The 14,454-nt window shown below is 55.4% G+C and carries 15 protein-coding genes; 3 read left to right on the forward strand and 12 right to left on the reverse strand.

Features of this window, described 5'->3' with window-relative positions:
- Positions 1-133: 133 nt before the first annotated feature.
- The 11 genes from M2108_RS18720 to M2108_RS18770 all read right to left on the reverse strand — a co-directional run bounded on the left by M2108_RS18720 (position 134) and on the right by M2108_RS18770 (position 10,959).
- On the reverse strand, positions 134-1,015 hold the full coding sequence (locus M2108_RS18720; RefSeq protein WP_481856926.1) for a PHP domain-containing protein: 882 nt from the start codon (positions 1,013-1,015) through the stop codon (positions 134-136).
- Positions 1,016-1,153: 138 nt separating this feature from the next.
- Positions 1,154-2,053 (reverse strand): selenium metabolism-associated LysR family transcriptional regulator, encoded by a 900-nt coding sequence (locus M2108_RS18725; RefSeq protein WP_277470794.1) that lies wholly within the window; start codon positions 2,051-2,053, stop codon positions 1,154-1,156.
- A gap of 92 nt (positions 2,054-2,145) precedes the next feature.
- Positions 2,146-2,583: a hypothetical protein gene (locus M2108_RS18730; protein WP_277470913.1), complete on the reverse strand. Its 438-nt coding sequence runs from the start codon at positions 2,581-2,583 to the stop codon at positions 2,146-2,148.
- Between the two features lie 117 nt (positions 2,584-2,700).
- Positions 2,701-3,669 (reverse strand): GGDEF domain-containing protein, encoded by a 969-nt coding sequence (locus M2108_RS18735; protein WP_280777144.1) that lies wholly within the window; start codon positions 3,667-3,669, stop codon positions 2,701-2,703.
- Positions 3,650-4,558 carry an EAL domain-containing protein gene (locus tag M2108_RS18740; protein WP_277470792.1) on the reverse strand — a complete coding sequence of 303 codons (909 nt, stop codon included), beginning with the start codon at positions 4,556-4,558 and terminating at the stop codon, positions 3,650-3,652. Before M2108_RS18740 ends, M2108_RS18735 begins: the two co-directional genes overlap by 20 nt.
- Positions 4,559-4,755: 197 nt before the next feature.
- Entirely contained in the window at positions 4,756-5,019 is a 264-nt protein-coding gene (locus tag M2108_RS18745; RefSeq protein WP_039872590.1) for a YlbG family protein, read from the reverse strand.
- A gap of 42 nt (positions 5,020-5,061) precedes the next feature.
- Positions 5,062-5,499 (reverse strand): YlbF/YmcA family competence regulator, encoded by a 438-nt coding sequence (locus M2108_RS18750; RefSeq protein ID WP_277470791.1) that lies wholly within the window; start codon positions 5,497-5,499, stop codon positions 5,062-5,064.
- 73 nt (positions 5,500-5,572) lie between these two features.
- Positions 5,573-7,477: a helicase-associated domain-containing protein gene (locus M2108_RS18755; protein ID WP_277470790.1), complete on the reverse strand. Its 1,905-nt coding sequence runs from the start codon at positions 7,475-7,477 to the stop codon at positions 5,573-5,575.
- Entirely contained in the window at positions 7,474-9,171 is a 1,698-nt protein-coding gene (locus M2108_RS18760) for a DNA repair helicase XPB (protein WP_277470789.1), read from the reverse strand. Before M2108_RS18760 ends, M2108_RS18755 begins: the two co-directional genes overlap by 4 nt.
- A 108-nt stretch (positions 9,172-9,279) precedes the next feature.
- Positions 9,280-9,711, reverse strand: a complete 432-nt coding sequence (locus tag M2108_RS18765; RefSeq protein ID WP_277470788.1) for a CBS domain-containing protein — start codon at positions 9,709-9,711, stop codon at positions 9,280-9,282.
- A 78-nt stretch (positions 9,712-9,789) separates the two neighbouring features.
- Positions 9,790-10,959, reverse strand: coding sequence for a M20 family metallopeptidase (locus M2108_RS18770; RefSeq protein ID WP_277470787.1), 1,170 nt, complete (start codon positions 10,957-10,959; stop codon positions 9,790-9,792).
- Between the two features lie 175 nt (positions 10,960-11,134).
- On the opposite strand from M2108_RS18770, the gene M2108_RS18775 reads away from it, so the two are divergent.
- Positions 11,135-11,482, forward strand: coding sequence for a YugN family protein (locus M2108_RS18775; RefSeq protein ID WP_277470786.1), 348 nt, complete (start codon positions 11,135-11,137; stop codon positions 11,480-11,482).
- On the forward strand, positions 11,479-12,726 hold the full coding sequence (gene ftsW / locus M2108_RS18780) for a putative lipid II flippase FtsW (RefSeq protein WP_277470785.1): 1,248 nt from the start codon (positions 11,479-11,481) through the stop codon (positions 12,724-12,726). Before M2108_RS18775 ends, ftsW begins: the two co-directional genes overlap by 4 nt.
- Positions 12,727-12,805: 79 nt before the next feature.
- Here the strand turns inward: ftsW and M2108_RS18785 are convergent, their stop codons facing one another.
- Positions 12,806-13,171, reverse strand: coding sequence for an Asp23/Gls24 family envelope stress response protein (locus M2108_RS18785; protein WP_019911482.1), 366 nt, complete (start codon positions 13,169-13,171; stop codon positions 12,806-12,808).
- Positions 13,172-13,323: 152 nt separating this feature from the next.
- On the opposite strand from M2108_RS18785, the gene cax reads away from it, so the two are divergent.
- The gene (cax, locus tag M2108_RS18790) at positions 13,324-14,394 is read left to right on the forward strand and encodes a calcium/proton exchanger (RefSeq protein ID WP_277470784.1); all 1,071 of its coding nucleotides are present in this window, start codon (positions 13,324-13,326) and stop codon (positions 14,392-14,394) included.
- Positions 14,395-14,454: the final 60 nt, after the last annotated feature.

The following is a 14,454-nucleotide window of genomic DNA, read 5'->3' on the forward strand; positions in this document are numbered from 1 at the left end:
CAGAACAAGCCGAACCGCTGGAAGGATAAACTTCCTGCGGTTCGGCTTTTCTATTGGATGCTGCTACGGTCAATAGAGCAGCTGACAGTTTCATAGATCCGGAGGCACATCATAAGCGTTCCGCACGTCAAGGTTATCTGCGGTCACCTGCAGCATCACGGAGCTGCTTCAGCACATCCGCCGGTACGCTTACGCTGCCCAGATCGCCATGGAATATGATGCCCTGACGCGCACCGTGAAAGTCCGAGCCGCCGGTAACAAGCAGCCCGTATTGCTCTGCCATCGCCATATAACGTGCAGCATCTTCAGGACTGTGATCCGAATGATGCGCTTCGATGCCCCGCAGCCCGCTGCGGGCAATAATGCCCCGCACCAGCTCATCATCGCCGTAAATGCCGGGATGGGCGAGCACCGGCGTCCCGCCTGCTTGAATGATCCATTCACAAGCTACCTCCGGTGTAATGCGCGGGGGTGAGACATAAGCCGCTGCGCCCTCAGCAAGATATTGGTCAAAGGCATCACGCATGTCGGCAGCAGCCCCGAGCCGTACCAGCTCATCGGCAATATGCGGCCGTCCGATGCTCTCGTCTGGCTTCAATGCACGGCCGAGATTGGCAAGCACCTGCTCCAGTGTAATATCAATACCAAGTTCACGCAGCCTGGCCAGGATCGCTTCGTTCCGGGCAGCCCGGGTATCCCGCTGGGCTGCCAGCCTGGAGAGAAACAGCTCCTGTTCAGTATCTATATAATAGCCCAGAACATGTATCTCCTTGCCTTCTGCACGGGTGCTGATCTCTACTCCCGGTACGACAGTAATGCCGTATTTCCGTCCTGCCTCCAGCGCTTCCGCAACGCCGCTGACCGTATCATGGTCCGTGATCGCTACGGCCGACAGTCCTTTATCAAAGGCGATCCGTACATTCTCCGCCGGCGGCTGCATGCCATCCGAAGCCTGCGTATGCGTATGCAGGTCGGCATATCCCTGCAGTCCGGTCCGGCCGGTTTCTTTTAACATAATGTCATCCTGCTGATTGTCCATCTCTGCCACCCCGTTGTTCTAAAGTAGGTACGCGGTTCATACTATCCCATTCCTCACGGAGAATACCCATCTTGATTGCATCTTAATGCTTGCCACAAGCCAGCCCCTGTCGTACTACCGGTCGTCCTTATGCTCACGCAGATAAGTCAGGAAGGTGACTGCCGGGATCGGCAGCAGCGTAGACTTCAGATGAATGGCATAGAACTGCCGCTTGAAGGAGGCATCCGTAATATCGACAACCTTGAGCAGCCCCAGCGCCACTTCATGCTTGACCGAGGACGTAGAGATAATCGTGATCCCCAGGCCGGCTTCTACCGCCGATTTTACCGCACCGGTACTGCCCAGCTCCATGACGATTCTCATGGCTCCCGGATCAAGCCCTTTGTCGAGCAGTTGCTCCTCCATCACAATACGGGTACCCGACCCCTGTTCCCGCAGAACAAACGGGTATTGCAGCGCATCCGCCAGGGTAACCTCCTCCTGATCGGCCAGCGGATGCCCCCACGGTACGATCAGCTTCAGCTCATCCCCCATCACCGGCTCCAGCATCATGGCCGGATGGGCTACCGGCGCTTCAACCAGCCCGAAGTCCAGCTGATGCTTATGAATCTCCTCAATAATCTGTGAGGTATTCATAACTTTCATGTTAATAGAGATATTCGGATAGTCTTTGCCGAACGGCCCAAGCAGGCGCGGCAGCACATATTCGCCGATGGTCAGGCTCGCCCCGAGCTGCAGCCGTCCCTCCAGCATATGCGTGAATGCCGACATGGCCTGATCCGCTTCGCGGATCAGCTGGATGCTCCGCCGTGCATACGGCAGGAGCACCTGTCCCGCTTCCGAGAGCACGATCTTCTTGCTGGAGCGGTCAAACAGCTTGGTGCCGAAATAATCCTCAAGCGCCTGCACCTGCATCGTAACCGCAGGCTGTGTCATATGCAGCCGCTGGGCGGCTGCCGAGAAGCTTCCCTGCTCGGATACCGTATAAAAAATATGAAGCTGATGAAAATTCATGTATTCAGGACTCCTTCAATGCTGTATAGATCAATCTTGTTAAAAAAGGCATGCGGTTCTCGGCCGCATGCCTTTTTGCGTACTGCTGCGCGCTATCTGCGTTTGCGGCGCTTCTTCATCAGCTTCATCCGGCGGGAATTCCGCAGACGCGAGAAGTAGCCCTGCAGATCCCGCAGCTGTGGAGTCGCCGAGATCCGCCCCAGAAAGGAGACAATCACCATCACGTGCAGCGGCCGGCCGGACAGGCTGGTGACACCCTCCAACTCCTTGAACTCTGCAATCACAACGATATCTCCATCGATCAAATAGGCGTTGTATTTGCTCTGCAGATACGGCTTGATCCGGTTCTGCTTCAGGCATTGCCACAAAAAAGCGGCGGGTTCCAAACCGGCCTCTTCCTCCCGGCTGACCCGGTCCGCATAGCGGCTCTGCGCGTGGCTTGTTATCATAATATCAGCGACCCTGTAGTCATTCAGCATGATGTGAAAAGGCTCATATGCCCCCCACCAGTCTAACCCTTTGCCATGCATCATCATCACTCTCCACCGGAAGGGTCTAGGGCATGCTCTTATTGTTGTCAATCTTACCGCATTGACGCAGCTTGTTCAAGCATGCCGCTCCGGGGACGGCCGGTATCAGGCTTGCAGTCAGTGGCTCACTCTGCTCATTGCAAGGTCAGAATCATCCACATAGCTGCTGCCCTTGATCTTCTTGCATTTTTTTTTGAGCCGTGCCGCCTCCTCGGACAACGCCTCAATCGAAGCAAACTGGCGAAAACGGTTTGTCACAACCGCAACGGAGATTGAGACCAGCGGGATCTTTTCCATGCCGCCTGAACGGCCTTCGGTCAGAACGTACTGCTGTGCCAGATGGCCCGGATGATAGAACTCTTTTATAACCTGCTCAAATTCCCTGATAATCGCCCTGCAGCATTCCTCAAACTGGTAGTCGTTAATAAAAATAATAAAGTCATCCCCGCCGATATGCCCCAGGAACCCTTCCAGCTGCAGGGCGCAATGCTTCAAAATCTCTGCAGCCGCCTGGATCAGCCGGTCCCCTTCTTTGAATCCGTACGTATCGTTATAAGCCTTGAAATGATCAAGATCTATGTATAATACACTGAATTGCTCCTGCAGCAGCGCCTTTACCATCCATTCATTGATACTCAGATTGCCCGGCAGGCCGGTTAGCGGATTAAGAAAGCTGGCTGCCACCGCCTGAATCTCGGCAAAGTTCAGCAGCAGGTCGCGCACGCTCACCGCACCGAACAAACGCCCCTCATGGGTAACGAGCACATAGTCGTAGAGATTCTCCTCGCTTCTGTCCATCGCCAGCCGGCTGACCTCTGTAATCCGTGTCTTGTAGTCCACCACAAGCGGATTGCGGTCCATGACCAGCTCCACTGCCCTGCCCATATACAGCGTATAGCCATACAAAGTTCCGATCTGCTGATAAAAGCGGATACGCATAATCAGGGCTACGGCTTTCCCGTTTTCCGTAACGGAAACACCTTGCAGCCGGGGATTGCTTTTGAAAATCTGATCCACATATTCACATTTATGCTGCGGGGAAATCTCCGGGATATGCTCCGCAATTTCACCGATTTGAAGAAACATAGCCATAGACTCCCCTTCCAGCAGCTTTGATAGGCTCGACAGGACAGCTGCCCTGTACCGGAAGCTGCCCCGGCCTGCCCAGCACATAACCTTGCCCGAACTCAATGCCCGCCCTCTGCAGATATACCAGCTCCTCCGCTGTTTCGATGCCTTCCGCAATGACTTTGGTGGCTGAACGCGCCGCATATTCCCGGATCAGCTCCAGCAGCTCCTGCTGTTCCCGGCAGCCGTGGATGCCGCGGATCAGCGACTTGTCCAGCTTAATGAATTCCGGCTTGAGGTATACCAGTGTTTTGAGGCTGTTGTAGCCTGAGCCTGCATCATCAACCGCTATGCGGAAGCCCTGCTCACGGTAGTGGGACAGCACCTTTTCAAAGCCGATATAATCCTGTACAGCCTGCCGTTCAGTCAGTTCAAACACGACACGCTCCGGAGACAGTCCAAGGGACTGCAACAGGGCCAGCGTCTCTCCGCTCTTATGGCGGGTATCATTCAGCACACCGGGATGGACATTGATGAAGACTAACGTGCCGCTGGCACGGTCCTCCAGAGGCAGCCGTTCCATGTACCTCAGCAGTGACATTCTCCGGCAGTTCTGCTCAAAGCGGAACATCTGGTCCGTCCGACCGGCAAATTCATAGAAGTGCTCTGTGGTCGGAAAATAGGTGGAGGACGGAGGACGGTTTAGCACCTCATGCCCGACGGTATGACCGGTACGCAGCTGCAGAATCGGCTGAAAATACGTATCCAGACGTTCATTGTTCATGATGTCCAGCAGGGCGGATAACTGGCCGAGCTCCTGCAGCTCTCCCTTAAGCCTGACATTCAAATGCTGAAGATACCTGGGAATGGATTTTATCTTGTGGGACAGCGCCCGCTCTTTGCTCATTTTGATCACCTGTATGCCTGTCTTCGTGAATTTTATCACTCTTAGCACAAGCATATACGCAAAGTATTAAGCGGTGATAAAATTTCCTGCCAAATATCGACAATCACCCGTTTTTTTTCGGGCCTGTTTCACTTCAAAGCAAAAAGCAGACGCTGACAGCGCCTGCTTCCTGATACCAATCTCCCTATGAACTTATCCTACAGGCCGTAATAACGTGACTTGTCCTGCCCGTTGCTGGTGTATTCCGTCTTCAGTTCATTGCGGTAGGATCTTTCGATCTTACGCACATATGAGAGTCTGCGGACGTTCTTCATCACTTCTTCGGCACGTTCCGCATTCACATACATTACCGCATAATGCATCCTCCGGGAGACATAATGCAATGTTCCGTATTTCTCAAGGTTGCGTGCCGCCTTGACATCGCTGACCCATACGATATATCCTGTCCGTTCCGCAAACATAAGCTCATCCGCCCTTTCGTTCTCTCCCCTGCAAGGGGCAGCTTATCCGCAGGAGCACTTGCCTCCGCTGCCGCATCCGCCCTTTGGCGACGGATCATTGCTTGGCACCTTGATGCTCTCCGATACCGAGAATGCGATCGCTTCCGACATTGAGTGTAAAATATCGTCCAGCGTCGCCTCCGCCTGCTTGAAGCGGGCAACCTCCTCGAACATCTCAAGCTCCCTCTCGACTGCTGCCACTTCGTCCTTGGCCATATGGTAATTCGGGTGAAAATGCCCGAAACGTTGTGTCTCCTCGAACAGCTCCTTCTTGCTCTGCAGCCGTCTGACCATGGCCTGGATTTCGGGATTGGCGCTTACGCGCCCCTTCCAGTATAAATAATCCGAAACTTCAGCGGATTGATTAATCATATCGCCTAATTCATAGGCGTATGTCAGCACTTCGGCCATATCGACCGTATTCATTTCCGCTACGCTCATGAACGTCAACTCTTTTCTGTACTGATGTTCTACAGTAACGTGTAGACTATCCTATCATAACATAACCAGTCACCTAAGCAGAAGAAGAATTTCTCAGCTCCTGCGGGAGCAGCAGCTTCATTTCCTTCCAGTCACCCGGCGCCAGCTCCGCTTCTTCGCACTGCCCGGTTCCGGCAGGCATCAGGCCGCCGGCCACCCTCCAGGGATGCCCGCGGAGCTGCTCAGGGATGAAATCGCAGATCTCCCCGTCTATAGACAAGCGGACCTTAATCCCCCACCGGAAAGCCTGCTCCATCACCTTTTGAGCCGTAGTTGTATGGTACTCTCTCCATTCCCTTACCCACATCTGCGGAATGCTGTCTTCCCCTGGAAGCAAGGGCTCTCCCGCCCCGTCTGACGCTGCCGGTACTGTCCGCAGTACAGCCCTGCTGCCGAGCAGGCCGGAAGCGCCTTCCGCTGAGGGGAGCACATAAGCCGGCCCGGCCCAGGGGGCGTCATCAGGCAGACACAGCGGCTGCGCCGCGTCCCCTTCCCCGGTTCCGCCGATCTGCCGCGGCGGCGCCAGACCGGCTGCTGCCAGCTCCCTGCGCACCTGTTCCGCACGGCCCTGCTGTACAATGAAATGAAGCGGGCCGATCCGGGTCAGGCTATCCTCAAGCCGGGGATGCGCTGCAATGTCGGCTGCGTCTACCTCATTCTGGCAGACAAGCAGGATCACCTGTGACCAGGCGGTCCGGCCGATGCTGCGCGACCACTGGGCCAGAGACTGCCTGACCTGATCAGGCAGCCCGCCGCGGGCACGGGCGGCAAGCCAGCCGGCCGCCTCCTCTGGTGGCAGCCCCCGTTCTGCCGCTTCCTCCAGCCCTTCCCGGCTAAGCCGGAAGCTCCATATCCCGTCGTCCATATTCAGCAGCTCCGCACAGCCTGCGAGCCCCCAGCGCAGCCGGTAGGAGACATCCGGAAATACCAATACCTCGAAATCCGGCTGGACGATAAAGCTCCCTCCAGCTGCTTCGCTATCGGGTAAGGGATGAGCGGAATCGGCGTCCGCTCCGGAAGCCTGCAGCTTCACGGCGGACAGCACCGGCTTGTGTCCGGTCCACCGGAAACAGGTTTCTCCGCTGCCCGTCATTCCCAGCTCACACCAGCCAAAGCCGGCCAGGCACTGCAGCCAGCTGAGACAGCCTTGCTGCAGTATCCCGGCTTCCTTGCCGTCAGCAAGGCCGGACTGGTGCATGAAGTTCAGGATACAGCCAAGCGTATACCAGCTGCCCGGCACAAAAGCGGGAGACGGCAAAAGATAGCGAAAATGCTGCAGGGCAGATTCAGCAGCAGCATAACGTTCCAGAAGCACACTGTACAAAAGGCTTGTCATTTGTGATTCATCAAGGTCCAGCCAGCTCTGCAATACATCCTGCTCCAGCTGATAGGCTTTATCCCCGGCCTTGACCAGTCCCAGCGTGAGCGCAAGATCCAGGAGCACCGTAACCGGAAGCGGCACCGACTCATAGACCGGAGATTCCGGAAATACCCCCTGCAGATGCCTGTCCTGTACAGGCAGCAGGGCAGCCAGCCGGCCGGAATGCTTCTTGTGGATACCGCCTTTGACAGTCAGCGGAAGCCCCTCCCGGCCGATGAACACCAGCGTCCGGAACAGCTGTGCCGCCAGTCCCGCCTCAGCGGGCCACTGGGCGGCCACCTGTTCACCGGCCACCGGCTCAAGCTTACAGGCGAAATACTCCTGCTGAACCGCCGCCAGCTGCCGAGGCGGAATCTGGAACAGCTGCTCGCCCCAGACCTTCTGGCGCAGCTCAACCAGCCCTGCCCGGCGCAGCTCCAGTATGGCCAGCTGCAGCTCTGCGCGGCAAAGCGTTTCAGGACGCAGCCGCTCGGCCTTCTCCGCTGCGAACGGCCTGTCTGCATAAGCGGCACATATCCGTCCCAGCACTTCCATGGCAGATGGGCTCAGCGTCATCATGACATTGCCTCCTCCGGTTCTCCGGCCGCTTTAACCGCATATTCATATCCCTGCTCTGTCAGGAACAGGCGGCGCCGCAGTGCAAATTCCTGTTCACGGCTGTCACCGGTAACCAGCGTGTAGAAATAGGCCCTGTTCTCGCCCTGCTTGGGACGCAGAATCCGCCCCAGCCGCTGGGCTTCCTCCTGGCGGGAGCCATAAGCACCCGAGACCTCGATTGCAACCGAGGCGTCAGGCAGATTAACAGCAAAGTTGGCTACCTTGGATACCACCAGCACCTTGAGAATTCCCTCGTTGAACGCTGCATACAGCGCGTTGCGTTCGCGCTGCGGTGTTTTCCCGGTTATCAGCGGTGCATTCAGGATGGCAGCAAGCGCCTCAAGCTGATCCAGGTACTGGCCGATGACCAGCACCTTTGAGCCGGGATGGGCCGCAATGATCCTTGCAGCCGCCGCAGCCTTAGACGGGTTGCCGGCGGCAAGCCGGAACTGCTCTTTGCCGCCGGCATAGAGATACCGGCTCCGCAGGCCCGGATCCATCGGCACGACCAGCTCCACACATTCGACAGAAGCGATCCAGCCCTGCTTCTCCAGCGACTTCCAGGGCAGCTCATAGCAGCGCGGCCCGATCAGCGAGAAGACATCCCCCTCGCGGCCGTCCTCCCTGACCAGCGTGGCGGTCAGGCCCAGGCGCCGCGTCGCCTGAATATCGGCGGTAGCCCGGAATACCGGAGCAGGAAGCAGATGGACCTCGTCATAGATAATCAGGCCCCAATTCCGCTCATTGAACAGATTCATATGGACAAAGTTCTCTCCTTTAGAGCGGCGGTGCGTAAGCATCTGATAGGTGGCCAGCGTGACAGGCCGTACTTCCCGGCGTTCACCGGTATACTCTCCGATCTCACTGCCCGTAAGGCTGGTCCGCTGCAGCAGTTCCTCCCGCCATTGCTCAACCGAGGTTGTATTGGAAGTCAGGATCAGAGTCTCGCACTGCAGCTTTTCCATTACCGCCAGACCGACAACCGTCTTGCCCGCTCCGCAGGGCAGGACAACGACCCCGCTGCCGCCCGTTACGTAAAACAGACGGACCGCCTCCTCCTGATACGCCCTTAGCCCGAAGGCAGCCTCATTGCCGCCTGCAGCCTTGGGCCCTTCCTGCTTCCAGGCAAGGCTCAGCTCCTGCCCTTCCCGGTAACCCGCATAATCCAGCACCGGGTACCCCAGTCTTGTCAACTCCTGCTTCAGCAGCCCACGGCAGCCTGCCGGGCATACGCATTCCAGCGCACCGCTTCTTTTGAGGTGAAGCCCATACAGCCCAAAGCGGCCTTCCAGTTCATCCAGCAGCGACGCGCTGTCGGCACGCAGCAGCACCAGCCGGCTGTCGGCGGCATGGGCATGCAGCGTAAGTCTCCCGTACCGCGTGATCAGCATATTGATTTCTTCTTCCAGCCCGGCCGGAATTCCCCATCGTGCCAGGTTCCGCAGGCTGGCGATAATCTGCTCCGCCGTCCTTCCTCCGGCTGCAGCGTTCCATAAGGACAGCGGGGTTATCCGGTAGGTGTGATAGGCCGGGAGGCTTTTTATAAGCTCCGCATAATCTGCAAGCTCTTTGCCTGCGGCCTCAAACCCCGGATGTCCGCACTCCAGCAGCACCGTCTTGTCTTTGCGGGCAATACATGCCCCGGATCCGTTCATAGCATCGCCTCCTGTCTATTGTCACTGTAAGCTGTTCTGAGAACAGGCCGAACAGGAAAAAGCCCATCTCCGCACTGCTGCGGATATGAGCTCCCCTTATTGCCCTCTTCAATGCAGCTGGCGCTGCGAAATTTCACTCAGCGCTTCTCCCGCTTCGTCAGCAAAGATACGTTTTACAGCCAAATCGCCAAGCGATACCACACCGATCAGCTTGCCGCCGCGTGTTACCGGCAGACGGCGGATTTGTTCCGAAGCCATCAGCTCAGCAGCCTCATCCACAGTTGCTGTCTCCTCTATGGAGATCACTTTACTGCTCATGACGGTCTCAACTGAGGAAGAACCCGGATGCTTCTCCGCATACCCTCTGAGAACCAGGTCGCGGTCTGTAATAACCCCGATGAGCTTTCCTCCCGCTTCCGAATCCACTACGGGAATAAACCCGGTATCGTAGTCTCTCATTTTGACGGCAACTTCATAGACATTGTCCAGCAGCGTAACCGCTGCAGGCTGCGATGTCATCACTTCCCGGACTGTTTTCACAAAAGAACCTCCTGTCTGCTCCGTAATATACGGAAGTAGGTTCCCCTCATTCTGGCGAATTATGCACAGTCAGAACAATTATTCATTCAGGCAGGAGTCAGCAAGTGCCACCAGCAGTCTGGCGCCGTGCAGCATCGCATCCTCATCAAAATCAAATTTGCTGTGATGATGCGGATATACGGCATTCTTGTCCGGATTCCCTGCGCCTACAAAGATGAAGCAGCCGGGAATCTCCTTCACATAATAAGCAAAATCTTCAGCCGGCATAATTTTTTCCATTTGTATAACCTGCACTGTATCTCCAAGCGCTTCAGGGGCCACCCGGAAAAACCGGCTGAACTCCGCTTCATCATTGACAAGCGGCGGATACCCCATCAGGTAATCCACCTTTGCTTCCGCCCCGTAGACCGCGGCAACTGCAGCCGCCATCTCTTCAATTCTGCGGCGGATGATATATCTTGTCTCTTCATCAAAAGCGCGGACCGTTCCTGTTATCCGGCAGCGCTCCGCAATGATGTTCTGGGCTGTACCGCCCTGGATCGTTCCGATACTCAGGACAGCCGGCTGCAGCGGATCCACACTGCGGCTGACAATGGTCTGCAGCTGGGTTACGAGCGCCGCAGCAGCTACAATGCTGTCTACCGTGCGGTGGGGCATCCCGCCGTGTCCGCCTTTCCCGGTAATATCAATGAAGAACTCGTCGGCCGAGGCCATCAGCGGTCCCGGCGCACTGCCGACTGTCCCCAGCGGCAGCGGTGTCCACAGATGCAGCCCGTAGACGGCATCCGCTCCCGCGAGCACGCCTTCGGCGATCATATCCTTTGCCCCGCCCGGACAGATCTCCTCCGCCGGCTGGAACAGGAAGCGCAGCTCGCCCTTGAGCTCGTCCCGGCGGGAGCTGTAATAGGCCGCTGCCCCAAGCAGCATCGCCGTATGCCCGTCATGCCCGCAGGCATGCATGACGCCGGGGTTCTGCGAAGCATATTCACTTCCGCTCTCCTCTGTGATGTTGAGCGCATCCATGTCAGCACGCAGCACCACCGTCTTGCCCGGGCTGCCCCCTTTGAGAATTCCGGTCAGTCCGTAACCGGCTTTGCTGCGCCTCACTTCTATGCCAAATGCGGCCAGCCTGTCCGCCACAAAAGCCGATGTTTCCTTCTCTTCATACGACGGCTCCGGATGACGGTGCAGATGACGGCGCCATTCCACCATGTCCGGAAGCAGCTGTTCAATCTTTCTTTTATCCATTACGGTTCCATTCCCTTCTCCCAAGTGTTTATATTGTAGCAGAATCGCAAAAAACTGTGTATCTGCAGAGCCGATCTGCCTTGCACAACCCCTGGAAACATACTATCATGAGGAAGAACATCTATAATATTGCTACGAAATTATCATTATACTTCACAAGGGGGATATGTGCGCTATGATATTTGAGAACACTGGCCTCGTAGGACTGCAAAGCGACCTTCAGTATCTGGATGAAAGTGCGGCCAAAGCCGGATTTATCCGCTGGCAATGGGAATACTACCGAGCCACTTACGATTGCAAGATTGAGGATCACCAGAATGGCAGCGAATATTTCCTGCGGATCAACACACGCGCCGTCGAAGGCAAGCTGGAGAAGCCCGATGCCGTGCTTGCGATTGAAGCCGTTTACTTGGGCAAGGCCACCTTTCCCCATGGCCTGGAGTACGAATCCCCGGTTCCTCAGCCCGTACTGGACACTGCAGCACAGCGCATTCTTGAGCTGAAAGGACTGCTTGAAGCTTGAACACCGTAAAAGGAAAAACTAAACAAAAGGCCAGCCTGCCCAAAAGAGGCACTCCCGATTTCCAGCTGCTTATCCTGACTCTGCTGCTTGTCGGCTTCGGACTCGTCATGGTATTCAGCTCCAGCTCCAATCTGACGCTGGCCAGTGAAAAGTTCGGAAACGATCCGCTGTACTTCCTTAAGAATCAGATCCAGTGGGTAGTGGTCGGCAGTGTTGTAATGTTTACTGTGATGAATATCCACTATAGCAAATTCAAGAAATGGTATGCCCCGATCTTTTTGATTACGCTTATTCTGCTGTTACTTGTCGCTTTCACTGAGCGCACTAACGGGGCCAAGAGCTGGTTCAACATCGGCGGACTCGGCATCCAGCCCACAGAGCTGGCCAAAATCTCCATTATTCTCTATCTGGCCGCACTCATTACCAAAAAAGGGGAACGGCTGAGAGATTTTCGCACCGGCTATATTCCGGTCATGGTTATAGTCGGCATTGTTGCCGGTCTTATTATGATGCAGCCGGATCTGGGCTCCTGTCTGATTCTCGTGGCAACCAGCGGCCTCGTTATCTATGCCGGCGGTGCCAGCATGAAGCATATTCTCGCCTCTATCGCACTTCTGGTGCTCGGTGTAGGAATTGTAATGGGCGCAAAGACCGCCATCGACTTCCTGTCGCCGCAGCCTGCTACTGTTGCCGCAGCTAATAATTACAAAATGGACCGCATCACTGCTTTTCTTGACCCGTTCCAGGATGCCGAAGACGGAGGCTATAACATTATCCAGTCGCTGATGGCACTTGGAGAAGGCGGTGCGGGCGGTGCCGGCTTCGGACAGAGCATCCAGAAGCTGCACTACCTGCCTTATCCTTATACGGACTTTATTTTCGCTGTTATCGGCGAGGAGCTCGGTTTTATCGGGACTGCTATTTTCCTGCTGGTCTATCTGTACTTTATCTGGAGAGGGATTCTGATTGCCCTCAGATGTACCGATCCTTTCGGTACGCTGGTCGGTGTCGGGGTCATGGGGCTGATCGCCATTCAGGCCTTTGTCAACATAGGCGGAGTCACCAAGACGATCCCGCTTACCGGAGTCACACTTCCGTTCATCAGCTACGGCGGTTCTTCACTGGTCGTAACGATGTTCTGCATGGGCATTATGCTGAGCATTTCGCGTGAAACCAACCGTCCGGCCAAAGAAGAGGTCACCAAATCTGTAACTACCGTCAGACAGGTACGCGCCAGCCGCTGAATCTGCCGGTTCATGCTTCATAAGATACAAAAAGGCAGTCCGGAAAACCCATTCCGGACTGCCTTTTTACATTCTTGGCTTAAGAGATTTCGTCATTCTTAAAGGCAACGCCTTCTACCTTTACATTGACCTCAACAATATGGAGCCCTGTCATGCTCTCTACAGCTTCACGCACGTTCTGCTGCAGCATCCGGCAGACCTCATGAATCGGTGTCTCGTACAATACGATAATACGCAGATCCACTGCAGCTTCAAGCTGTCCGACTTCGACAGTGACGCCCTTCTGCACATTTTTGCCGCTGAGGCGCTTGGCCCAGCCTTCGGATAAGCCGCCTGACATGGCCGCTATACCCGGAGTCTCCAATGCCGCTAGTCCGGCAATTTTTGAGACGACATCATTGGATATCCGTATGTTTCCCATTTCAAGTTGAAGTTGTTCCGCCATGCCATATCCCCCCTACACTCATTATCAATTATTGTAATTCGAAAATAGGCTAAAAAGCAAATGACTTCTGCAGCACCGTTTACACCCTGGTTTAATTTGGGTATATTGAAATATGAATTTAACCTACATACAAAGATCGGGGTGTGTTTCACTTGAAAAAATGGATTTCTCCGGCGCTGCTGATAATCACTTTTATCTTAAGCGCAGCCGGACATTATGCGGACTGGGATCACACGCTGCAATTCGTGTTATCCGCAGTGGCGGTTGTTTTTGTAGCCGGCTTCCTCGGCCGGGCAACCGAAAGCGTAGCCCACTATGCCGGACAGCGGCTGGGGGGCTTTCTTAATGCCACCTTCGGTAATGCCGCAGAGCTGATCATTGCCTTCTTCCTGGTCAAGGAAGGGCTGTTTGACATGGTGAAAGCGAGTCTCACCGGCTCCATTATCGGCAACCTGCTGCTGGTGCTGGGCCTGAGCATTTTTGCCGGGGGAATGAAGTTCAAGGTTCAGAATTTCAACGTCACCCTGGCCGGGCTCAACGGCTCACTGATGATCGTGGCAGTCATCGCCCTCTTTGTTCCCGCCATGTTCTTTAACACCCACTCCATCACCGAACGGGACACGGATGTGCTCAGTCTTGTTGTGGCGGGTCTGCTGATTGCTGCTTATATGGCGTGGCTGATCTTCTCCATGATTACCCACAAGAAATATCTGGCCGATGTAACGGATGACAACGCAGAGGAGCTGCCTAACGAGCATGCTCCTGCCTGGTCCAAGGGCAAGTCCATCCTGTATCTGATTCTGGCTACGGTAATGGTCGCTTTTGTCAGCGAATGGCTGGTCGGCACGCTGGAGACGCTGACCGAGCGCTTCGGCTTCAGCGAACTGTTCGTCGGCGCGTTCCTCGTCGCTATTATCGGGAATGCGGCTGAGCACAGTGCGGCGATAATGCTGGCCATGAAGAACAAAATCGGGGCTGCTGTAGAGATCGCTGTCGGCAGCAGCCTGCAGATTGCCCTGTTCGTAGCGCCTGTCCTCATCTTCGCAAGCTACTTCCTGGGTAATACCATGGACATCGTCTTTACGACTATAGAGATTGTAGCCATCGCCGTCTCCGTGTTTATAGCCAAGTCTATTATTCAGGACGGTTCAACCAACTGGTACGAAGGGCTGCTGCTGCTGGCGGTCTATATGATTCTTGGAGTCTCCTTCTACCTCGTATAGGCTCATTCTCCAACATTGCTGTACAACAAAAAACGCACATGGGCGGTCACTAACCCTCAT

It is taken from the genome of Paenibacillus sp. PastM-3 (genome assembly GCF_029893965.1).
Classification (GTDB): domain Bacteria; phylum Bacillota; class Bacilli; order Paenibacillales; family Paenibacillaceae; genus Paenibacillus_AQ.